The following is a 22,947-nucleotide window of genomic DNA, read 5'->3' as shown; positions in this document are numbered from 1 at the left end:
TCACCTTGAAAATAACTGAAAAATTACTTGTATATTATTGTCACTATTTTATAAACTTTTAAGGTATTTAATGTGCATTTTAGCGCGTTCTTATTTTCCCGATTTTTAATAATTAGAGGATATCTTTAAGTTCGCCTATATGAGATATTACATCTATTTTTATACCCTTTTCTTTAATATATTCCTTTTCAGACTCTTTTAGTTCAGAGTTAACAAGTATTGCAGACATTCCAATATTTACAGCACCTAATATGTCTTCACTGAACTTGTTACCAATCATAACACATTTTTCAGCATCACATCCCATTTTTTCAAGTGCACATTCAAAAATATGTTTATCCGGCTTTTCTGCACCTGCTTCTTCAGAGGTTATGACATGATCAAAAAAGTGATGCAAGTCAAGTCTTATCAATTTTTCCCACTGTTTGATGGTAATTCCATTTGATATTACTCCTAAATCATAACCTTGCTTCTTCAGATAAATTAAAGTGGCTGTTGTCTGTGGAAACAACCTTAAAAGTGCAAATTTAACGTTGTGATAAGTAATCATTCCAAGTGCAATAAGAAGTGGTTTTTCTTCTCCAAAAATTCTTTTTGTTAATACATTGAAATGCTTATCATAGTTTGAGCCGTATTCATCAATAATTTCCCTTAAAATCTTATATGCTTCGTCAGTTGAAAGAGGTAAACCTGCATCTACCATTACGTTAAGTGCAGCCCTCCTTGCAAGCTTTGCAAAACCAGAGGTATCATATAAAGTATCATCAATATCAAAAAAAACTGCTTTTATCATTATTAAACACCTGCATAACTACAATGAATATTAATTGTAATTAGGACTAATATATACTTAAGGAAAAATGAAATAAATTTAATTTTAAACTTTTAAATTTATTTATATTCATTAAATTCTCTTAAAATATATTAAAATATATTAAAATATATAATTTTTAAATTTAAAAAGGATTTATGACTTTTTATTAAAAATAAACTTAGAAAAACGCGTCGAGACTGCTTTGCTTCTGTTTGTGCAGTATTTCTTCTTCGGAATATCCAAGTGCTTCTATTATTCTTCCAACGGCTGGAAGCACCTGATTTTCTATATAATAAGTAGGATCGTATTTTGAAACATCCACATCTTCTATGGGTTCAGCTCGTTTGCTTATAGGTTCCCTCCCCTTTACTACAACATATCTTATAATGGAACCTCTTCCAACGTCTCTTCCTTTTTTTATAGATTTTCGTGCGGCTAAAACATGAGGTGCCATTTGAGTATATTCATAGGGGCCTTTAGTAAGCTGTGTATGGATAACTAAATCTTCTAATTCAACATTTCCTTTTTTAATGTCTTCAATGACATTTTTAATGATTTCCGCTGCTTTTTTAGGTGATGCTTCCTCTAGAATAGCACCGAGAACTTTTTGCTGGGTTTTTTTGGTTATTGGTGCCCAGTCTCTTCTTACAAGTTCTAAACCTTTTACAATTATGGTATTGTCTTCTTCAATAAGAGCGTATCTTTTTTTTGTGACAAAAAAGCCTCTTTTGAAAAATCCTTCATATTCAAGTTCCATTCCTTCTGGTAAATCCTTGTTTACAGATTGAAGGAACTTTTGAGCATTATCTAAAATTTCTTCGTTCAATAGATACACCAAAATTTGTTAGAACCCTCAAATGCGCAGCATTTGGGGCATCATTTTTAACAGCATGTGAAAAACTGTCAAAAACTATGATTTTGACGCATGCAAAAACCTACGGTTTTTGAAGGCTCTGTTTTTCACGGTTACGAAGCTACGCTTCGAAACACCAAAAATCTGTCAAAATTTTCAATTTTGACGAACAAAAATCATCGATTTTTATTTGCTTTGATTTTAGAGTGTAAATAGGTTGTATTAATTGAATTATTCAATTAATACGCCGTTTATAACACCGTGCTGACCAGGTCTTGATGTCACTTTGACTTTTCCTGCACTGGTTTCAATTACTGCACCTTTTGTTATAATGTTCCTACGTACAAAGTGAGTGTTTGCGCTGTTTTCAACAACGTTTAAAATTTCTGCAACTTCTACTTTGTTTGTTTCAGGGTTCACTACGTTGATTTTATTTTCGTTTGTGAGCCTGATTTTTTCGTTTCCACCTTTGCTTCTGATTTTTTTGACTTTTCTGTCTCCTATTTTAGTTTCTGCTGCTTCTTTTCCAAGCTCAGATTTCCTTTTGTTTTTGTTAAGCTTACCACGTGCTCCACTTGGAGTTCTTAATGATTTTCCTTGCCAAATTGCCATTATATTCACCTCTTATTAATTATGGTTGATTTTGTTACTTGAGAATATATTTAAATAGAATTTATTCAGTTTAAAGAATATTTCATTCTCAAAAAAGCACTATTTTAGAATAGTTGTATATTATATTAATTCTAGGACGCTTTATTTATAGCTATCCCTTAAATTAACTACTTCAAGATATTTCTCTGAATGTATTTAAATATGTTTCTATACATCTTTAAATAGTAAATAGGATTTTGTTGATTAAAATAGTTATGTTTTATGTTATAAATGGTTAATGGAAATCATGTATCTTTTGAAAAATAGTCCAGTTCAAATACAGGAACTCTGCAGAAAATCTATAGGATAACTTCTTATGAATTCGTAAATTAGACTAACAAGAGTATTTTTATTTCATTTTATGTGTTTATCATTAAAAAAAAAATAAATGATTCATTTTTTTGTACAATTAAATCACTTAAAACATTAGAACATATCCATGAAATATATTTAATATATTGAAAGTTCAACTCACAATAAGTAAAAAAATAATTCTTTAACAGTAGAATAATAACAAGCCATATATATTTTAGTATGCTATTTATTAGTAATGGATTTTAATTTGTTCATTAAAATCCTAAAAAGGACTTAATTTAAGATTAAGCTTAAACAGGAATACATAATAAACAAAAACAAAGGGTGAACTTATGAAAATTAGCATGGCACACGGCGCTGGCGGAGAAATAATGCAGAGCCTAATATCAGATATTATACTGAGTAACATTAAAAACAAAAATGTCAATGGCGGAATAGGACTTGGAGAGCTTGATGATGGCGCTACAATTCCCTTTGGCGAGTATGAAATTGTGATCAGTACAGACAGCCACACTGTTGATCCAATCTTTTTCCCCGGAGGAGATATTGGAAAATTATCAATTACAGGAACTGTAAATGATGTATCTGTAATGGGGGCAAAACCTCTTGCAATTGCAAATGCAATGGTCATAAGTGAAGGATTTACAAGTGAAGAATTCGAAAAAATCATAAAGTCAATGGGTGAAGCCTGTACTGAAGCGGATGTGGCACTTGTAACTGGAGATACAAAGGTCATGGAGAAAGATAAACTTGATAAAATAGTTATTTCTACAACAGGGATTGGAATAGCTAAAAAAGGTGAAGTTACAAGTGATGCTTCCCTTGAAGTTGGAAATAAAATTATATTAACTGGAAGTGTTGGAGATCATGGTATTGCGCTCATGTCTTACCGTGAAGGGTTTGGATTTGAAACTGATTTAAAGTCAGATGTTGCACCAGTTTGGGAAATGATTGAAAAAGCTTTGGAAATTGGTGGAGTAAATGCAATGAAAGATCCAACAAGAGGAGGAATTGCAAATGCTTTAAATGAACTTGCATCCAAATCTGGTGTTGGAATGATGGTTTATGAGGATAAAATTCCAGTTAAAGAACAGGTTATAGCAGCATCTGAGATGCTTGGAATTGACCCTTATGAAGTTGCAAATGAAGGTAAGGTAGTAATGGGTGTTGAAGCTGATAAAGCTGAAGAAATTCTTGAAGCTATAAGAAGTACCAAATATGGTAAAGATGCCCAGATTATTGGTGAAGTTACAGATGATAAGCATGTAATTATTGAGACTTCACTTGGTGGAAAAAGAATTCTTGAAGCCCCAATAGCTGATCCTGTACCAAGGGTCTGCTAAACTTATTTTTTTTTAAATTTGAATCTTATTTTAGTGCTCAGATTTTTGAGGAAATTATTTATAGCTTAAGAATAGATGGATTAATATTATAAGATAAGAGGGGTAACAGAATGCAGGATTTATGGGGCAAACGTTTTGCAGCTTTAATAATAGATTTTTTAATTGTAATACTTATTACGTGGGTCTTTAGTGGTATTGTATATCCTTTACTTGCTGTAACAAATGCATTTGGAATTTTGAATTACTGGCTTATTGTAACTGCAGTGATTGTTATGGTTTATTTCACATACTTTGAAGGAAAATTAGGTACAACTCCAGGTAAAAGTTTGATGAAAATTGAAGTTGTTGTAGATGATGGTGAAATGAATTACCGGAAAGCTTTTATAAGAAATATATCTAAAATTTTGGGAATTCCATTAATTTTGGATATTATAGTAGATTATATAGCTGGAAACTCAAAGTTAAGATATTTAGATGAAGTAGCAGGTACTGATGTTAAATTGAAAGTATAATGGGTTAAAAATGGCTTTTTAGTAGTTGCTAATAGAAATTGGATTTATAATTTTTCATAAATGCTGAAAAATTTATTTTTTTGTATTACTTGCTTACTTTTTATCTTTTTTTGCTTATCAAGGCATATATTTAATAATACGTAATGGAATATACTTTTTTTGAAGTTATATTAAATAAGGGAGATACAATGCCAGTTATTTCAAAATCCATATGGAGAAGAAAAAGGACATGGTTTGCACCGATATTTTTAGCAGCTATACTAATATTTATTCAGCTTTTTTACCAGAGTTTTGGAGCTTCATTTTCTGATAGTTATTATCAACTGGTTATGATCATGTTTATAGCTATTGTAATCGCGTTTTTAGGGGAACGAATTGAGAAAGTTAAAATTCTCAATGAAATGAATGAAAATTTAAAAAAAGAAAGTGAAAAACTTGAAGATGCTAATAAAGAATTAGAAGCGTTTGCATATTCTGTTTCACATGATTTAAGAGTTCCTCTTAGAGCAATAGATGGTTTTTCTCGTATTGTAATTGAGGACTATGAGGACAAACTTGATGATGAGGGCAAAAGACTTTTAAATGTTGTCAGGGAAAATACCCAGAAAATGGGCCAATTGATTGATGATATTCTTCTTTTATCCCGTGCAGGTCGCCAAGAAATGAGAATAGCTCCTATAGACATGGAATCACTTGTAGAAAATATATTCGAAGAATTGAAATCTTCGATGGGAGATAGAGATGTTCAATTAGAACTTAAGTCTCTTCCACAGGCTTATGGTGATAGGACGCTAATTATTCAGGTTTTTACTAATCTTATTTCTAACTCTATTAAGTTTACAAGAATTAGGGAAAAAGCGGTTATTGAAGTGGGTGCAAAAAAAGGAAAAGATGAAAACATTTATTATGTTAGAGATAACGGGGCTGGCTTTGATATGAAATATGTAAATAAACTTTTTGGCCTGTTCCAGAGATTGCACGGCGTTGATGAATTTGAAGGTACTGGTGTAGGACTTTCTATTGTTCAGCGCATTATCAGGAGACATGGAGGACATGTCTGGGGAGAAGGAGAAATCGATAATGGAGCAACCATCTATTTCACGCTGCCTGCTAAAATGGAATAATTTAAAGTTAAATTGGTTAAGGAGATATTAAATGAATTTAAATGAAGTTGAAATTCTTCTTGTAGAGGATAACGAAACGGATGCTGAGCTCACAATTAGAGCATTAAAAAGAAATAATCTTGCCAATAAGTTAGTGTGGGCTAAAGATGGTGCTGAAGCGTTGGATTTTATATTTGGCAAAGGCGAATATTCTGAAAGGGATATAGAAAAAGGACTTCCAAGATTGATATTACTTGATTTGAGAATGCCTAAAGTAGATGGTTTAGAAGTCCTTCAGGCTATTAAAGCCGATGAAAGAACTAAAATGATCCCTGTAGTTGTCCTTACTTCTTCTAAAGAAGATAGGGATATAGTAGAAAGTTATGAACTTGGAGTAAATAGTTACGTTAGTAAACCCGTTGAATTTGATGCATTTACAGAAGCGGTTTCAACACTTGGATTGTACTGGATGTTACTTAATAATCCACCCGAATAAGAGAGAGTAACATGAAAGAAGAACTTAAAATCCTGATCCTGGAGGACGTTGCCTTTGATGCAGAATTAATAGAGTATGAACTGCGTCGTGAAGGAGTAAAATTTTTATCAAGGCGAGTGGAAACTAAAGAAAGTTTTATAAGTGAACTTGAGGTGCTAAAACCTGATTTGATCCTGGCTGATCATTCTCTTCCTAAGTTCGACGGTCTTTCGGCCTTAAAAATTGCAAATTCAGAATGTCCATATACTCCTTTTTTATTTGTAAGTGGTAAAATAGGTGAAGAGTTTGCAGTAAATGCGCTTAAAGAAGGTGCTACAGATTATATATTCAAAAATAACCTTTCTAAATTAGTACCTGCCATGCAGAGGGCATTAAAGGAGTGTCATGAAAAAATTGAGCGTGAAAAAGCACAGAAAGCACTGAAAAAGGCGCACTTTGAGCTAGAGCAGCAAGTTTTAGAAAGAACAAAAGCATTATCTCGAGTTAATGATGAGTTACGTGCAGAAATGGATGAACGTGAACGAATAGAAAATAAGCTTAAAAAATCTCTTGAAGAGAAGGAAATACTTTTAAAAGAAATTCACCACAGGGTTAAAAATAATTTACAGATAATAAGCAGCCTTTTAAATCTCCAATCTCGTTATATTAATGATGAAGAAATGCTTGATATTTATAAGGAAAGCCAGAACCGTGTGAAATCTATGGCTATAATACACGAAAAACTGTACCAATCAGAAGATCTAGCAAGGATTGACTTTGGGGACTATGTAAAAAGTTTAGTAATGGACCTGTTCCATTCGTACGGTGTTGATAATATCGAGCCGGATATAAATATCCGTGATGTTTTATTAGATATTAATACAGCAATTCCATGTGGACTTATTGTCAATGAACTGGTAACAAATTCAATAAAACATGGATTTCTGGCAAGTAGAACTCGTGTTGACAGCCAATCATTTGATAAAAGAGATAAAATAGCTGTAAATATCACTAAGGAAAATGAAATTTACACCATGTCTGTTTATGATAATGGTATAGGTTTTCCAGATAATTTAGACTTCCGTCATACAGATTCGTTAGGTATGCAACTTGTAATTAGTTTAACAAGTCAATTAAGAGGTACAGTGGAGCTTGAAAGAAATAATGGGACATTGTTTAAAATTGTTTTTAAAGAAGTTGAGTATAATAATAAATTTTAGGTCCCTTAGAAAATTTTTACATTTATATATTAAAAAATCGTTTTATTTTTACAATGTTTATATCCCATGAGTTGCATGTAATATTTTCATGTGAATATCTCGAACTGTATGTTAATATACTTCATAAACCATTTTATTTTTTATAATGTTTATATCGGGAGTTGTGCAGGTAATGTAATATTTCATGTGAATATCTTGAACTAATGTTAAGATACCTCATAAAGATTACAATTTAACATTAATCCATGTGCATGAACGGACTAAAAATGAGTGTATGAAGTTCATTGAATTTATATACTATAACATTTAATTAGTTACATGAATATTTTTCAGATTGTTGGAAGACTTGTAAAATAGTTTATTTACTAAACTGTATAAATATGACGAATTAACAGTAATAACTATAAAATGTATTCTATTTTTGAAAAGTAATGCATTATTAGAATTTAAATTTAAAAATAAACTTTAGAATTTTATATAGACTAACTTAAAACAAAGAGGAAATTAGATGGTATTTGAATCAGTTTTTAACGCATTAAATCCAGTATTTAATCCAATTGTTAATACATTTGGTCCGATATTGACTATATTTTTAATAGCTGCTGTGGTTGCATTAATAACCACTGTTGCAACCAAGCTTCTCGTAAATCAGGACAGGCTTGCATTTCTCCAAAAAGAAATGAAAGAATTTAATCAGGAGATGGTGGCGGCAAGAAATTCAAATGATCCAGAAGCGCTGGCGAAAATGCAAAAAAAGCAGATGGAGTTCATGGGTCTTCAAAAAGAGATGATGTTCATGTCTTTTAAACCAATGATAGTGACATGGGTTCCAATACTTATTATATATTACTGGATGTTTCAATCACCGTTATTGAACCAGGTTGCGGTTAACTTACCTTCATTTGCTTATTATGTGCTTTTAGTTCCACTATGGCATGCAATTCCACTAAGCTATGTCCATGTACCACTTGGACCACTTGCAGTTTCATGGTTTGGTTGGTACTTCCTGTGTTCATTTGCGCTTTCCCAGATATTCAGGAAATTCCTGGGAGTTAAAAATGCAGGTGCTATGTAATAAAAAATTTTTATTAAACTAAATATTTCCTGTTAATTTTAAATAAGAGGAAATTATCTTCTTTTTCTTTTCAAAATGAATTTTTAGTACGTTTAACTTGCTATTTGTATAAATTTCTTGTTTTAAATGAATTTCTCTGTTTTCTAAGTTTAAAATACTGTATCTGAAAAATTTGTAACTTTTTAAAAGTCATCAAACCCTGCTTTTTAGGGATATAAATCTTAAAAAACCTGTCAAAAAGCTATGATTTTTGGACTTTTATTAAACTGAAACTTTAGTAGGTTTCCAGTTTGACAGCTTTTTAAAAGTCCTAGAATTTCGAAGCATTTAAATACATAATAATTATATTATTATAATAGTTCTAAAAATATAACTATTATAAAAATTAACTAAATGGAGAAAAAACATGGAAGATTGGTTTAAAGTGAAAAAGGTTGCAGACAAAACATGGGCCATTCATGACAAAACACAGGTGGCATGTTATTTAGTTGAAGGTGAAAAAAAAGCTCTTTTAATTGATACCTGCTGGGGGATTGGCAATTTAGCAGAACTGGTTCAATCAATCACATCACTGCCTGTAAAAGTTGTAATTACCCATGGACATCCGGATCATGTGTGTGGTGCATTCCAGTTTAGTGATCTCTCTATTTCAAATGAAGATAAAGGCATGTTAAATGCATTTTATAATAAGCAAACACGCAGTCAACTTTTTGAGAACCGTTTTAAAGACCAACATCCTGCAGATTTCTCTAAGGAGAAATGGATCAACGCAGAATTAGGCAATGTTTCAACAATTAAAGAGGGAGATGTGTTTGAGTTGGGTAAAAGGGACCTGAAGGTTATAGCAGTGCCGGGACATACTCCTGGCAGTATTTGTTTACTGGACGGGGAAAATGAACTGCTGTTTTCAGGTGATTCTGTACAAACTGCGCCAGTTTTGATGCATCTTGATACGTCTCTTCTGTTAAGTACATATTTTGACAGCATTGTGCATGTATGTTCATTTGAGGAAGAGTATAATAAAATATTACCTGGACACGGCAAAACTCCCATTGATAAAACGATTTTAAATGAATTAATAGATGGTGTTTCTGAAATTCTGGAAGGTAAATTGAGTGGAAAATCAGAACAAACATTTTTCGGAGAGGGACTTGTGTGCAGATTCAATGAAACAAGCATTATTTACGATGAAAATCATTTATAAATCAGATTCAAGTGGAAAATATGCAAGAAAAAGAATTTGAAAAAATGGTGGATAATATCTTAATTTATTATCCTCTGTTTTACAGAAAAATAAAAACATCAATTAATCATGAAAAGCATTCAAAATACAGTAAACCCACCGGATATTATCAAGTACTTGGAATTTTAATTCATGTTGGTTCATTGCCAATATCTGAAATGGGCAAAATGCTTTTTATATCTAAACCTAATATGACTTCTTTAATTGATAGAATGGTCAAAGATGGAAATGTCAAAAGATCACGAAGTAAAGAGGATAGGAGAATAGTTAAAATTGAAATAACTGAAGAAGGTAAGAACTTTTTGATTGAAGGACGTAAAGCTGTAGAGAAAAATATCAAAGAAAATATTTTGAATTTAACTGAAACAGAAATTGAAGTTCTTAATGGCTCTTTGGAAAATATAAAGAGATTGCTCCTAAAAATGGATAATAAGTGATATTTATGAATCATTATAAAACTCATTACAACCTTAGTAAAAATAAAATAATCATGATCATGGCAGGTTTGATGGTGGGACTCCTTGTAGCTGCTCTGGATAATTCTATAATCAGTACAGCAATGCCTCGAGTTATTAGCAACTTACAGGGAATGGAATACTATGTATGGCCATTTACATCTTACATGTTAACATCAACCATTGCAATAATCCTTTTTGGTAAATTATCAGATATTTACGGCAGAAAGTTAATTATAATATTTGGAATTATTTTGTTTGTCATAACCTCTATGTTATGTGGTTTTTCTACCAATATATTTGAATTGATCCTGTTTAGAGGCCTTCAAGGAATTGGTGGCGGAATATTATTGTCCCTCCCATTTATTCTGGTTGGGGAAATTTTCAGCCCAAAAGAAAGGGGTAAATACATGGGAATACTTGCCTCTGTATTTGGAATTTCAAGTGTTTTAGGGCCGATACTTGGTGGAGTAATTACAGACGCTGTTGGATGGAGATGGATATTTTTTGTAAATGTTCCAGTTGGAATAGCTGCTGTAAGCATACTTATGTATTCTCTTCCTAACTTTAAATTAGACGGTGTAAAAAAAGTAATTGATTATTCAGGGATTATAACATTTACTTTGGCTTTAAGTGGGCTTTTCCTGGCATTAACACTTGCAAGAGATTTAAATGTGTATCCTATGCAGGAAATAGTCGGGTTTTTGATTTTTTCAGTAGTGATGTTTGTGTTATTTGTTTGGGCTGAAAAAAGGGCAGTGGAACCTATCTTACCCCTTAACCTGTTTAGTAATTCAATATTCACTGTTTCATCGGTAGAAAACTTTTTGGCAAGTGCACTTATATTTGCAGGAATAATTTATGTCCCTTTATTTGCGCAGAATATTTTGGGGATGAGTGCCACAAATGCAGGGTTTTTAATGATACCCATGCTAATAAGTCTTACAATAGCATCTAATATTGCTGGACAAATCATTTCGAGGACTGGAAAATACAAAAAACTCGCTATTGCAGAGTTTGTAATCACTGGAATTGGAATCATACTGCTTTCTACATTGAATGTAAATTCCTCCCCATACGCACTGCTTGCATATTCCACAATTCTTGGTTTAGGTTCTGGAATGATGTACACAGTATTTACAATAAGTGTTCAGAATTCTTTCAGTTTAAGGGAAATAGGAATTGTAACGGCTTCCATGCAGTTTTTCAGGAACGTTGGGTCAACAGTGGCAATTCCGGTGTTTGGATATATAGTAAATGCAACTCTGGCAAGTCCATCTATGGTAAATCTGAGTCAAAAAGAGGCTCTTGCACTTTCTATACAGAACGTTTTCTTAGCATCGATAGCACTTGCATTTGCAGGTTTGGCCATTGCATTCTTCCTTAAAGAAGCATCTTTAAACCATGAATCTTCAGCTCAAGAAATTCCAGGTAATGCAGTTGATGAAGCGAAATAAATAATTTATTTCGCTTAAATGTTTTAAATTAGATCTAACCTCTGAAAATATTTTTTCAGTATTTATTAAGTTAGTGGGAATCTATTTCCTTTATTTTAACTTGATGCCCTGTGCACTACCCATATTTGGGGTTATGTAATAATGGTTGTTAGGGATTAGATTTTTAAAATAAGAATTTTTAATTTAAATTTAATTCAAAAAAGTTATATACCTAGTAATTTAACGTATATACGTAAAAAATTAAAATAAAAATTAAAATAAACGAAAAAACAGGCAAAAAAATTAAATTAAGCTTATATTGACGTACTTTTCCATTATAAGTCTCAATTTTTTTGTATTTAGTAATAATAAGTAAATTTTGGTGAAATTATAAATGCAAACAGATGAATCACAATCAACATTAAATTCTCCACTTGGAGATGATAAGACAAAAGGAGTTAATCTGATAACTGGAGACCCAAGAAAGGCAATAATCAAACTTTCGGGTCCTATGATCATTTCAATGCTTCTAATGACCTTTTACAACCTGGTCAACGCAATTTGGGTTGCGGGTCTGGGGGGAAATGCTCTAGCCGCGGTTGGATTTGTAACACCATTGTATCTGGTACTTGTTGGTCTCAGTAACGGTCTTGGTGCCGGCGCAGCATCTGCAATAGCACGTTATATAGGGGCGGATAACAAAAAATGCGCAAACAATGCTACACTGCATTCTTTGTTCATTACAGTAGGTATTTCAATTATTCTAACTGTGCTGCTTACCGTATTCCTTAAACCTATACTCATGCTTCTTGGCGCGGGAAATACAATAGATCTTGCAGTCCAGTTTGGACAGGTCACATTTGCAGGAACTATTTTAATGCTCTTTACAGGTGTAGGCTATGGAGTACTTCGTGCAGAGGGCGATGCCAAAAGAACAATGTACGCGATGATAATATCATCAGTTATGAACATGATCCTGGACCCTATACTTATTTACTGGGCAGGCTTGGGTATTTCCGGAGCGGCATGGGGTACAGTTATATCCATGGGATTTGTAGCTGTTGTCCTGCTTTACTGGTTCTTTGTAAAAAAGGATACTTATGTTTCCTTTTCAATTAAAGATTTTATGCCGGATAAAATAGTCGCCAAAAGTATTTTAGGCGTTGGTCTACCTGCAAGTGCTGAGTTTCTTATAATGTCGATTTTAGCAGGTATAGTAAACGGTTTGCTGGTTGTAGTTGCAGGAACAGATGCAGTTGCAGTTTATTCTGCAGGCTGGAGAGTTGTGATGATGGCTACGATGCCTATAATTGCTGTGGGGACATCTGTAATTACAGTTGCAGGTGTTTCATACGGGGCCAGAAAGTATGAAAACATTTCCATAGCCCATAAGTACTCCATAAAGGTGGGGCTTATTATAGCGGCAGCTACAAGTGTCCTAACATTTGTATTCGCTCCTTATATTGCCATGATATTTGCATATACTCCTCAAAGTGCTTCTCTGGCACCTACAATTGCAGCATTCCTTCAGGTGATGTGTTTCTTCTACATCTTCATGCCGCCGGGAGTGATGTCCAGCTCAACATTCCAGGGCGTAGGTAAGGGAATGACATCCCTCATGCTGACATTGCTCAGAAACTTGGTTTTTATTGCAATATTTGCATACATATTCGCGATATTCTTTGGTTTAGGAGAATATGGAGTATGGTGGGGAATTGTTGCAGGGGATATTCTCGGAGGTATAGTTGCATACGTATGGGCGCGTACTTACATCCGCAGGCTGCGAAGCGTTGAAAGTCCTGATTAAAGATACTGTAAATTAAACAGATTTGATGGACATCTAACAAAAGTTATTTGTAATCAGATACTCTTTTTTATTTATTTTTAAAATAAGTGTTAAATAAAGCTCATGTTTATTTAAAAGTGTATAGTAAAATAAGCTTGGAGTTAAAATGATTTATGATAAAATGAATATATAAAATCACTTTTGAAGTATTTAATTTTCAAAATTACTGCCTTTTGATCCTTTTATAAACCAGATCATTAGGCCTTACTTTGTCATCAATTTTTATACCTACATTTTGACCTTTCTGAACCTCGGTTATATCTTTACCATCAATCTGCATTGATTCAACCTTTTGAATTAAAGACCCTGTTGTTTTTCCTTCTATTATAATTTCATCTCCAACCTTCAAATCATCCCATAGTCTGATTTCAGCTGCAGAGACGTTTTTGTAATAATTGACAACTGAACCGATGTCTTTTTTAACATGTGTAGATTCATTATACTGGCTGGTTTTGTAAGGAGTTTTAAAGTAAAATCCAGTATCGAAGCCTCTGTTAAACACTTTTTTAAGTTCTTCAATCCAGTTTTCATCAAATTTCCATGAACCACTTTCATAGCTGGTGATAGCTTCTCGATAAGCTTTGGTAACTGTTGCAACATAATCTGCAGGCCTTGCCCTTCCTTCTATTTTAAATGCATCAATTCCTGCTTCAATAAGCTCGGGTATATGTTCTATAGTGCAGAGGTCTTTGGGACTTAAGATATGGCTTTCATTTTCATTTTGAAGAAGTTTAAACTCATCTCCATCTTCAGATGTAAGTTTCCATTCTTTTCTACATGGCTGTAAGCATTCTCCGCAGTTTGCGCTTTTGCCGTAAAGATGCGAGCTTAAAAAACATCTTCCAGAAACCGCAACGCACATAGCCCCGTGTATAAACGTTTCTATCTCCAGATTAGTGTTTTCTTTAATTTCCCTAATTTCCTCAAGTGATAACTCTCTTGAGAGGACAACACGTTTAACTCCAAGCTCTTCAAGTAAATTCAGTGATTCAAAATTAGAAACATTGGCCTGTATGCTCATGTGCGCTTCAATATCATTTTCCCGGGCAATGTTAAGCGCACCAAGGTCAGAAATAATTAATGCGTCTACTTCATAATGGTAAATAGTAGGGATAATTTTTTTTAAAGAGTATATGTCCTTATTTTTCATTATGGTGTTTGTGCAGAGGTATATCTTTTTATCTGCATTGTGACATATTTCTACTGCTTCTTTGAGGTCGTGAATTGTAAAATTTTTAACATTTGCCCTCATGTTGCATCCTTCAATGCCTACATAAACAGAGTCTGCACCGTTTGAAATTGCTGCATTCAATGCCGGGAAATCTCGTGCAGGTGAAAGTAGTTCTACTATTTTCATCACCGATGTTAGTTTATTAATCCTTTTTTTAAATAAGAAAGTTGTATTTATTTTTATATATAATAGAATATCATCAAGTATTGAGATTTGGATTTAAAAATGTTAAAATTTTTATATTGCACATTCTTTTTAGATTTTAACATGTAAAATGTTTTATAATTTTAGTTGAAATTGAAAAAATAAAATGTAAAAAGAAGTTAAAATATTAAAAATTATAAATTCAGCAGGTACAGCGCCTTGCTTCATATTCTTCAATATTATCCGGTAATTTTGTTGGATATTCACATGTAAGGCATCCAAGGCAGAGCTGATCTCTTTTTATACCTATACAGTCAACCAGTGCATCTACACTTAAATAACCAAGAGAATCTACGCCTAAAGTTTTTCTTATTTCCTCTACTTCTTTATCAGATGCTATTAATTCCCTTTTGGTTGCCATTGCAATTCCATAATAACATGGTGAAATTATAGGTGGACATCCTACTCTTAAATGAATTTCTTTAACTCCTGCTTCCCGTAATATGTTAACCAGAGCTTTAGATGTTGTACCTCTTACAATACTGTCGTCTATAAGAACTATTTTTTTACCTTCCAGTTCTGTTTTAACAGGGTTCATTTTTAACCTTACGGAAGTTTCACGTTCTTCTTGAGTTGGCATAATAAAAGTTCTGCCTATATAACGGTTTTTTATAAGCCCTTCACCATAAGGTAATCCAGATTCTCTAGAATAGCCTATAGCTGCAGTTATTGCTGAGTCCGGCACGGGCATTACAACATCTGCTTCTGCAGGAAATTCCTTTGCAAGTGCTTTTCCAATTTTTAACCTTACATCATAGACATATTTATCATCAAGTATGCTGTCTGGACGTGCAAAGTAAACATATTCAAACATGCAGTGCGCTTGTTTGCATGACTCGGTTTTTGGCATTTTGAAACTTTTTATTTCATCATTTATAAGCAGTATTTCTCCTGGTTTTACCGCACGGATGTACTCTCCTCCTACCACATCAAAGGCAACTGTTTCGGATGCAACGAGAGTTGTATCGTCGACTTTTCCTAGTGAAAGAGGTTTAATTCCAATTGGATCTCTTACAACAATCAGATCATTGTTAAATAATATAACCAGTGAATAAGAGCCTATCAAACGTTTAGAAACTTCTTGAACAGCTTTTATTATGTCTCCAGTTTTGTGATATTTTTTAATAAGCAGGTGGCATAAAACTTCAGAATCAGTGGTGGATTTAAATTCGTAGCCCTGCTCTTCTAATTCCTTTCTCAGTTCCATTGAATTGATGATATCTCCATTATGGGCAACTGCAATGGTTCCCATATCAAACTCGCTGAAAAAAGGTTGTGAATTTTCTATTCTTGATTTACCTGTAGTTGAATATCTCACATGTCCTATTCCGACATAACCTTCAAGTCCTTCAATATTTCCATTGTTAAATACATCACAGACAAGCCCCATGCCTCTATATGTGCTCATTTTTTTCCCATTGTGCACTGATATACCTGCAGATTCTTGTCCTCTATGTTGTAATGCATAAAGACCATAATAGATAGGTCTTGAGATATTATTTGATTTTTTGTGAGAATAAGCCCCTACAATACCGCATTTATCTCGCAATTTTAATTCTCCTGATTTTCTCTAGATAATTCTTTAAGTGAAAATAAATTTATTAGGGTTTGATTTAACATATCTTTTTTTTAGACACTTCAAATTAAATCTTTCCTTTGTCAAACTCTTCTTTTAGTTCTTCGATTTTAGAATCATAAAAAATTAGGACTACTCTGATTATTTTAAGCCATTCAACAGCATCTTTCTTAGATAATGCAACAATTCGGTCCTGGCCGACTATTACATTTTCTGGCTTAAATTCATTACTTATAAAATAAATCTGTTCTTTATTTTCTAACTTTTCATCAAAAACTTCTTTCCATAACTCGTCAATAGAGAATGCTTCAAATAATTCTTTATTTTGAACTTCGCTGTACTCATGCTTCATTGAATTAAATTCAATTTGCAGTGAGTTGTATTTATCTTCTAAACTTTCCAGTTCTTCATTTAATTTAGTATCTGTATCCTGCAGATTTTGATTTTCAGTGGAAAGTTCACTATTCAATGCTTCTAAATCTTTATTTTTTGTGGATAAATCTTTAATAGTTTTTTCATATTCTTTTAATTTATCCTGTAATTCTCTAAATAATTTAATATTAGCTATAGAAATTAATCCTGACCTTATTATAGCATTTTTAATCTCAGTTTGTATAAGGTAAGGATCCATATACTCGACGTCATGACCAAACGGAAGTTTCATCCGTTCTATATGTCCCACGTCATCTTTCAGGATCTTTTGGAACTTTTCTGCAAGTTCTCGTCCTGGGGCATCAACATCAGTTGCAATTAAAACAATATCTGCTCCTTTTACAGCTTTTTTTGCTATCACGGAGCTTGTTGTAGGAATTATAGAGGATATGGTAATGTGGTATTCAGCCCCTAAAGCTATATTTTTCATAGCTTTAGATACGCTTTCCACATCTGATGCACCTTCTACAATTATCCGTACATCAATCGGATTTTTAATATCCATCTATTTCAACCTATATCCTGTAATTTTTTTATTCTGCCAGTTGTAGCTTCTGATTTTGCTGGATCTGCCGAAACCACATGCTGCACAGTATTTTTTCCTTGCATGATAGGAATTTTTACCACATCTTCTACATCTTATGTGGGTCTTTTTGTTACGCTTACCAAATGATGGCGTTCCCTTCATTTATTAATCCTCCTTAATTATGTTAATATTGTATCAAAATTCGATTTTTAAAATTAGATATCAAAAGTAGTTTGTTATCTAAATTTTAGATTTATCCTGGAGATATATAAACTATATTGTCTCCTCTTATAAGCACGACGCCTAATCTTCGGGATGATTCCCCGTTTTCTAATTCTTCAGCATCATTTAATACTAAGTTCATGTGCATGTCAAAACTTTTTAAAACTCCTCTAAATTCTCTTCCGCCTTTAAGCTTGATTAATACTTGGGAGTTTAATGATTTACCTAACGCGTCAAGTGGTCTTGAAACATTCACATTCTTTTGTACACTCACAATTATCACCTTTCCTATAACTTCATTGTTGGTGTGATTTATATTTAAATGTATCCTTCATCAAATTTAAAGTATAACATGGATTTTGGTCATAAGTCAACAAAATATCCATCATTTTACTTCAATATTTTTTGAAATAGATCTTTTTAAAACAAACCATATATCCATTAAATGGAATGGTAGTGATGGTTAGTATGTATTTTTTGGTATTTAATTATATTTAAGTCTTAAATAGAATACTATTTTAATGAAGTTACACATGCCAGAATCTAAATTTCATATAATTTTAAATTATGGTATTTTAAAAATAGATACTGGATTATATAATCACATGATGAATTTGATCACCGTTAATATTATAATGTTTAGATTAAATTTAAAGATAACTAACTTATTAACTTTAAGGTTATTGTAAATCCACTTAAAATATTTTTTAGAATATATTAGATTATATTGTCTAAGATAAGATAATTCTAAAAATTAAAGAATTTAAATCATTTCGGTTTAAAAATTAAACATTACAATTTAAATAATGTTAAATCAAGATATAAATAGTTTTAATCAGGTGTTAAAAATTGAAAATCCGGAAAAGATACTATCTTCAAAAAAAGAAATTAAAGAAAGTAAGAAAGGAACTGGGAGATTTTTCCGCATTAATTTCTCCAAAGAGTAAAGTTGAAATTCTTGAAAGTGACCTTTATGATGTGATACTGGTTGACGGCAAGCCGTTAATTATGATGATTGATGATATTCCTGTTCCAACAATTAAGGGAGCGCTGGAACTTGAAATAACTAAAAAATATGTTGTAGTGGATATGGGTGCTGTTAAATTCGTTGCAAAGGGTGCAGATGTAATGAGTCCAGGCATTGTTGGCGCTGATCCAGATATAACTGAAGGAGATTTTGTTATTATAATTGAGGAAACACATAGGAAACCTCTTGCAATAGGAAAAGCACTTATTTCTGGCCAGGAAATGGTGGAACAAAATGAAGGAAAAGCGGTAAGTGCGATCCATTATATCGGCGACAAATTGTGGAATCTGGTCATATAAATTATTTAGATCATAAATGGTTATGCAACTTTAAAAGTGAGTAATTATGGAACTTAGATACTCGTCAGGGAACGTTATATCTCCAGAGGTACATGAGATTGGAGTTCTTGCAGTTGGGTCTCACCTTGAAAATCATGGTGCTGCACTTCCCATAGATACTGATTCTAAAATTGCAGCATATCTTGCCCTTCAAGCATCTTTAATAAGCGGTGCAAAATTCTTAGGGATACTGCATGCAGCAACAGAATACGAATACGTTAAACATGGTATCCACATAGATGCCCAAAAATTAGCAGAAGATCAACTGTTTCTGGTACTTGAAAGTGCAAAAAAATACTTGAATATCAAAAAAGTTGTTCTGGTTAATGGACATGGAGGCAATATTCCATTAATTGATCATATAGAAGAGATCGAAAAAGAGTTAAAACTTAAAATAGTTTTTAATAATAAAATAGTGGAAATTGAAGGTCCACATGCAGGAACAGGTGAACTTTCAATGGGAAGCATTTTAAAGATTGTAGATGAATCCAAATTATCAGGGCACTGTGATTTCAAAGAATATCCTGAAGTAGGCATGGTTGGTCTTGAAGAGGCAAGAAATATTAATGAAGGGATAAACGAGGGTGCAAGAGCTGTTGAAAAAGAAGGGGTATGCATAGATGTGGAGTTAGGTAAACAGCTGCTTGATATTGCTGTTGAAGATATAATAAAAGATATTAAAAAACTGGTAAATTGATTAACTTATTTTAAGATAGCTCAGTCCTGGTCCTTTGCAAACTACAATTATGTTAAATTGTAGTAATGAAAAATCCCGGATTTTTCACAGCATTATAGATATGGAGTTTAGATGTACTTTAAAAGAATTAAACTTACTGAAAATTAATTTTCAATAGTTTTTATAAGCCTTGAACACTCATTTGCTACTTTATGATTTTTAAACGCATTTGCAATTCTTCTTATGGCTTCCAGTGTTCTTATCACTGAATCAAGCCATGAAAATATATCCCCTGCGTATGAATGTATTTGATATTTCTTTAAGAGCTTTTTACTGATATCAACAGGGTCTTTATGGATCATTCTCTGTTTTAAAATTCGCCTGGAGAGTTCTTCCTGAAAACAGTTGCAGAACGGTCTGTCCTGACATTTGCAGGACATGAATTCAATTTGCATGTTTATCAGAGCGTCTTGAAGGCTGGGTTCAAGTTTTGATAATGTTTCTCCAGAAGAAAGTATGTCCAGCGTGGAATCAGCGAATAATCTTGCAGATAAGTTGATATTGAGCGCTTTACTTAATCTTCTGTTTAACCTGTTTGACATGTAGGCATTTTCAAAAGGATCAAGTTTTACTGCAATTTCTAAAGGATCTATACGTTTTTTCTTCTTTTTATCATGATTTTTAGAATTTATGCTTTTTCTTATGTACTCTGCAGCTTTTAAATCCATGAAAGATACAGAAACTGCTTTTCCATAATTTGTTGAAGATAATTTACTGTCTTTTTCTTTTACCAGGCCTGCATCATGTATAACATCGTACGATTCTTCTATACCTAATGGGAGATCAGAATTTTTGTAGGCATTTTGAAGTTCCTCAAAGGTATGTACTCTTCCAGAGCATATGTCTGCTAAGCATTGTTCTAATACATCATCCTCATCGTACTCTACATGTATAGGATCTACATCACTTTCAAGCAAGCTTACAGCCTGCATATCTTCTGTTTCTTCCCCGTATTTTCTTCCCACTTCTGGTATCAGGTATACCTTTCCAATATCGTGATAAGTTGGCCTTCCTGCCCTTCCAAGCATCTGGGAAAACTCATTGTTGGATAACCATTTGTTTCCCATTAAGAGTGCTTCAAATATAACCTGTGAAGCGGGAAAATCCACACCTGCAGCAAGTGCGGCGGTTGTTACAACAGTTGAAATCTTTTGATTTGCAAAATCTTTTTCTATCTTGCTCTTTTTTGAATATGAAAGCCCTGCATGATATGCGGCTGCTTTAATATTTCTTTTTGTCAGATAATCTGCAATGGAATGTGTTTTTCTCCTTGAATTTGTAAATATGATGGTTTGCCCATGGAATCCTTTTTTAGAGACATTTTTATATTCGGCTCTTGCAAGTTTGGTCATTATATCTGTTTTTTCATATTCTGACTTTGCAAATATTAGGTGTCTTTCTAAAGGAACAGGGCGCCTGTCGTATTCAACAAGCTTCATCAAGAATTCCTTTGCAATCTCTTGAGGATTTTGAACTGTCGCAGAAAGCCCAATAATCTGTATATCTTTAAATAGGGATTTTAATCTTTTTATAAGTCCATTTAGCCTAGGGCCGCGCTCTTTATCATCAAGCATGTGTATTTCGTCAATTACAACGGTACCAAGTTCTCCAAAATCTCCTGATTTTCCAGATCGCAGTAGAAAATCAAGCCCTTCGTAGGTACCGACAACAATATCTGCATTTTTTACATCATCATCTGGAAGTTTGAGCTCTTCTTTTGCTTTTATTCTGCTCATACCTACTTTTATAGCGACTTTTAGTCCTAATTTCCCGTATTTTTTCTTGAAATCTCCGTATTTTTGGTTTGCAAGTGCTACGAGCGGTGTTAAAAAAATGAATTTTTTACCTTTCATTGCGTTTGGCACGCCTGCAATTTCACCAATTAAAGTCTTTCCACTTGCAGTTGCTGATACAACAAGCAGATTTTCCCCTTTAAGAAGTCCATTTTGTAAAGCCAGAGATTGTACAGGTAGTAAGTATTTACCATGGAGTTTTAATATCTTTTTAAATTCATTGGGGATTTGTATTTTATCTATTTCCATTTTAGGGGAGTCATCCTTACCAACTACAATTTTATCAAATAAAGTTAGGTTTGGATTCTTCACAGGGTTGAATTTAGGATCAAAAATGCTTAAAACTTTATCAAGATCACCAGTTTCATCCAACATTCTCTTAAAATTATTGAATGTGCTTAAACTAAGGCCTTTATACTTTATTTCACGTTTAATCTCTTCTTCAGCACATAATTTACATATGTACTCTTTATTAGATAAATAAGCAGAATTTCTATTTATGACAGTTATGTATCCCTCCAGCGTACAGTGCCTGCAGATAAGTGTTTTTTTAAAGTCAATGTTAAGAGAATCTAACATTTCTTCTATTTCTTCGTCTCCATCGATTAAATAAACGTTCTGCTTTTTTAAAATTTTCATAGCTTCACTTGGAGGAAAGAGGGACTCTTTATCTCCTTTTTTCACTATAAATTTGTAAGGCCGTATCTGGTTATTGGTTCGTTTAAGCCTTAAATATCCATAAAAAAGAGGTTTTCTCCTTGAATTTAATGCTCCTTTTGAGCTTCCAATGGGAAATAACTCCACAATTTTTTTATTACGCCGTAAAATTATCATGATTATCTACCAATTAAAAAAATAGAATTCTTATAATAATGGGATCATAAAAAGATAGGTCTTTATTATTTATAAATTCTGTGAATTCTAAAAATGTATATTTAGCATCAAAATATTTAAATAAGGTCTGTAACTCATTGGATGATGTTAACAGATTATAACTGCATTTAAAACAAATCCTATCTACAGCTTAATTAATCCCACCATGTGTTATTTTTAGTTGAATTTTTAGTTGAATTGGTTGAATTACTGGTATTATTTACTGGAGTTGAATTGGTGGAATTAGTGATATTGTAATATTGTTTCATGAGATGAACTGGTTCAAAGGAAGGATCACCTATAGTTGAGATTTGTTCATTAGTATTTGAAGCAATCATAGAAGGTAATATGCCTGATGTGACGTCATTACCTGAATTTAACGCGTTTGCACATGATCCAAACCCGAATGCAATTAAAGATATCATTAAAACTATAAAAAGCTTCCCTGCTTTTCTTGGATTCATAGAAACTCCTCATTTACTGGAATATTTTTTCACTGTTAATATTAAATTTATTTTGAGATTTATAAAACTATCTAATTAATCTAAACGTGGCGAATTAAATTGAAATTTGTATCAAAAAGTTGAATTTAATAAATTCGATTTACAGGAGAGTACTAATCTAATTTACGCTCATGTCTGATGATCA

Annotated in this window: 22 protein-coding genes; 12 read left to right on the top strand and 10 right to left on the bottom strand. The window is 32.7% G+C overall.

The window, feature by feature from the left end; genetic code table 11:
- Positions 1 to 112 precede the first annotated feature (112 nt).
- The 3 genes from AAGU07_RS12460 to AAGU07_RS12450 all read right to left on the bottom strand — a co-directional run bounded on the left by AAGU07_RS12460 (position 113) and on the right by AAGU07_RS12450 (position 2,279).
- On the bottom strand, positions 113 to 793 hold the full coding sequence (locus AAGU07_RS12460) for a TIGR02253 family HAD-type hydrolase (protein WP_342459435.1): 681 nt from the start codon (positions 791 to 793) through the stop codon (positions 113 to 115).
- Between the two features lie 199 nt (positions 794 to 992).
- Complete coding sequence (locus AAGU07_RS12455; RefSeq protein WP_342459434.1) at positions 993 to 1,640, bottom strand: DNA polymerase domain-containing protein; 648 nt, start codon at positions 1,638 to 1,640, stop codon at positions 993 to 995.
- Positions 1,641 to 1,898: 258 nt separating this feature from the next.
- Complete coding sequence (locus AAGU07_RS12450; protein ID WP_069584610.1) at positions 1,899 to 2,279, bottom strand: 30S ribosomal protein S8e; 381 nt, start codon at positions 2,277 to 2,279, stop codon at positions 1,899 to 1,901.
- Between the two features lie 686 nt (positions 2,280 to 2,965).
- Here AAGU07_RS12450 and hypE point away from each other — a divergent pair.
- The 10 genes from hypE (at position 2,966) to AAGU07_RS12400 (ending at position 13,302) form a co-directional block, all read left to right on the top strand.
- Positions 2,966 to 3,976, top strand: a complete 1,011-nt coding sequence (gene hypE / locus AAGU07_RS12445; RefSeq protein ID WP_069584612.1) for a hydrogenase expression/formation protein HypE — start codon at positions 2,966 to 2,968, stop codon at positions 3,974 to 3,976.
- A gap of 110 nt (positions 3,977 to 4,086) precedes the next feature.
- Complete coding sequence (locus tag AAGU07_RS12440; protein ID WP_342459433.1) at positions 4,087 to 4,488, top strand: RDD family protein; 402 nt, start codon at positions 4,087 to 4,089, stop codon at positions 4,486 to 4,488.
- A 188-nt stretch (positions 4,489 to 4,676) separates the two neighbouring features.
- A complete protein-coding gene (locus tag AAGU07_RS12435; RefSeq protein WP_342459432.1) occupies positions 4,677 to 5,612 on the top strand; it encodes an ATP-binding protein in 936 nt (311 codons plus the stop codon).
- A 31-nt stretch (positions 5,613 to 5,643) separates the two neighbouring features.
- Positions 5,644 to 6,087, top strand: coding sequence for a response regulator (locus tag AAGU07_RS12430; RefSeq protein WP_342459431.1), 444 nt, complete (start codon positions 5,644 to 5,646; stop codon positions 6,085 to 6,087).
- A gap of 11 nt (positions 6,088 to 6,098) precedes the next feature.
- Positions 6,099 to 7,286: a histidine kinase dimerization/phosphoacceptor domain -containing protein gene (locus AAGU07_RS12425; protein ID WP_342459430.1), complete on the top strand. Its 1,188-nt coding sequence runs from the start codon at positions 6,099 to 6,101 to the stop codon at positions 7,284 to 7,286.
- 508 nt (positions 7,287 to 7,794) lie between these two features.
- On the top strand, positions 7,795 to 8,361 hold the full coding sequence (locus tag AAGU07_RS12420; RefSeq protein WP_342459429.1) for an EMC3/TMCO1 family protein: 567 nt from the start codon (positions 7,795 to 7,797) through the stop codon (positions 8,359 to 8,361).
- Between the two features lie 406 nt (positions 8,362 to 8,767).
- Entirely contained in the window at positions 8,768 to 9,565 is a 798-nt protein-coding gene (locus tag AAGU07_RS12415; protein ID WP_342459428.1) for an MBL fold metallo-hydrolase, read from the top strand.
- A gap of 20 nt (positions 9,566 to 9,585) precedes the next feature.
- Positions 9,586 to 10,041: a MarR family transcriptional regulator gene (locus tag AAGU07_RS12410; protein ID WP_342459427.1), complete on the top strand. Its 456-nt coding sequence runs from the start codon at positions 9,586 to 9,588 to the stop codon at positions 10,039 to 10,041.
- 5 nt (positions 10,042 to 10,046) lie between these two features.
- A complete protein-coding gene (locus AAGU07_RS12405) occupies positions 10,047 to 11,516 on the top strand; it encodes an MDR family MFS transporter (protein WP_342459426.1) in 1,470 nt (489 codons plus the stop codon).
- 373 nt (positions 11,517 to 11,889) lie between these two features.
- Positions 11,890 to 13,302, top strand: coding sequence for an MATE family efflux transporter (locus AAGU07_RS12400; RefSeq protein WP_342459425.1), 1,413 nt, complete (start codon positions 11,890 to 11,892; stop codon positions 13,300 to 13,302).
- A 202-nt stretch (positions 13,303 to 13,504) separates the two neighbouring features.
- Here AAGU07_RS12400 and AAGU07_RS12395 read toward each other — a convergent pair whose 3' ends face one another.
- The 5 genes from AAGU07_RS12395 to AAGU07_RS12375 form a co-directional block, all read right to left on the bottom strand.
- Positions 13,505 to 14,692, bottom strand: coding sequence for a U32 family peptidase (locus tag AAGU07_RS12395; protein WP_342459846.1), 1,188 nt, complete (start codon positions 14,690 to 14,692; stop codon positions 13,505 to 13,507).
- 226 nt (positions 14,693 to 14,918) lie between these two features.
- Positions 14,919 to 16,325 (bottom strand): amidophosphoribosyltransferase, encoded by a 1,407-nt coding sequence (gene purF, locus AAGU07_RS12390; protein ID WP_342459424.1) that lies wholly within the window; start codon positions 16,323 to 16,325, stop codon positions 14,919 to 14,921.
- A gap of 94 nt (positions 16,326 to 16,419) precedes the next feature.
- Positions 16,420 to 17,289 carry a toprim domain-containing protein gene (locus tag AAGU07_RS12385; protein ID WP_342459423.1) on the bottom strand — a complete coding sequence of 290 codons (870 nt, stop codon included), beginning with the start codon at positions 17,287 to 17,289 and terminating at the stop codon, positions 16,420 to 16,422.
- A complete protein-coding gene (locus AAGU07_RS12380; RefSeq protein WP_048080616.1) occupies positions 17,290 to 17,472 on the bottom strand; it encodes a 50S ribosomal protein L37e in 183 nt (60 codons plus the stop codon).
- 91 nt (positions 17,473 to 17,563) lie between these two features.
- Complete coding sequence (locus AAGU07_RS12375) at positions 17,564 to 17,806, bottom strand: LSm family protein (RefSeq protein WP_048080615.1); 243 nt, start codon at positions 17,804 to 17,806, stop codon at positions 17,564 to 17,566.
- Between the two features lie 575 nt (positions 17,807 to 18,381).
- Here AAGU07_RS12375 and AAGU07_RS12370 point away from each other — a divergent pair.
- A complete protein-coding gene (locus AAGU07_RS12370; RefSeq protein WP_342459422.1) occupies positions 18,382 to 18,858 on the top strand; it encodes an RNA-binding protein in 477 nt (158 codons plus the stop codon).
- A 43-nt stretch (positions 18,859 to 18,901) separates the two neighbouring features.
- A complete protein-coding gene (gene arfB, locus AAGU07_RS12365) occupies positions 18,902 to 19,594 on the top strand; it encodes a 2-amino-5-formylamino-6-ribosylaminopyrimidin-4(3H)-one 5'-monophosphate deformylase (protein ID WP_342459845.1) in 693 nt (230 codons plus the stop codon).
- A gap of 143 nt (positions 19,595 to 19,737) precedes the next feature.
- Here the strand turns inward: arfB and AAGU07_RS12360 are convergent, their stop codons facing one another.
- Both AAGU07_RS12360 and AAGU07_RS12355 read right to left on the bottom strand, forming a co-directional pair.
- Complete coding sequence (locus AAGU07_RS12360) at positions 19,738 to 22,260, bottom strand: DUF5814 domain-containing protein (RefSeq protein WP_342459421.1); 2,523 nt, start codon at positions 22,258 to 22,260, stop codon at positions 19,738 to 19,740.
- 194 nt (positions 22,261 to 22,454) lie between these two features.
- A complete protein-coding gene (locus AAGU07_RS12355) occupies positions 22,455 to 22,763 on the bottom strand; it encodes a hypothetical protein (RefSeq protein ID WP_342459420.1) in 309 nt (102 codons plus the stop codon).
- Positions 22,764 to 22,947: the final 184 nt, after the last annotated feature.

It is taken from the genome of Methanobacterium sp., assembly GCF_038562635.1.
Taxonomy (GTDB): Archaea; Methanobacteriota; Methanobacteria; order Methanobacteriales; family Methanobacteriaceae; genus Methanobacterium_D.
The sequence above is the reverse complement of the archived record's forward strand: the minus strand, read 5'-3'. Positions and strand labels throughout refer to the sequence as shown.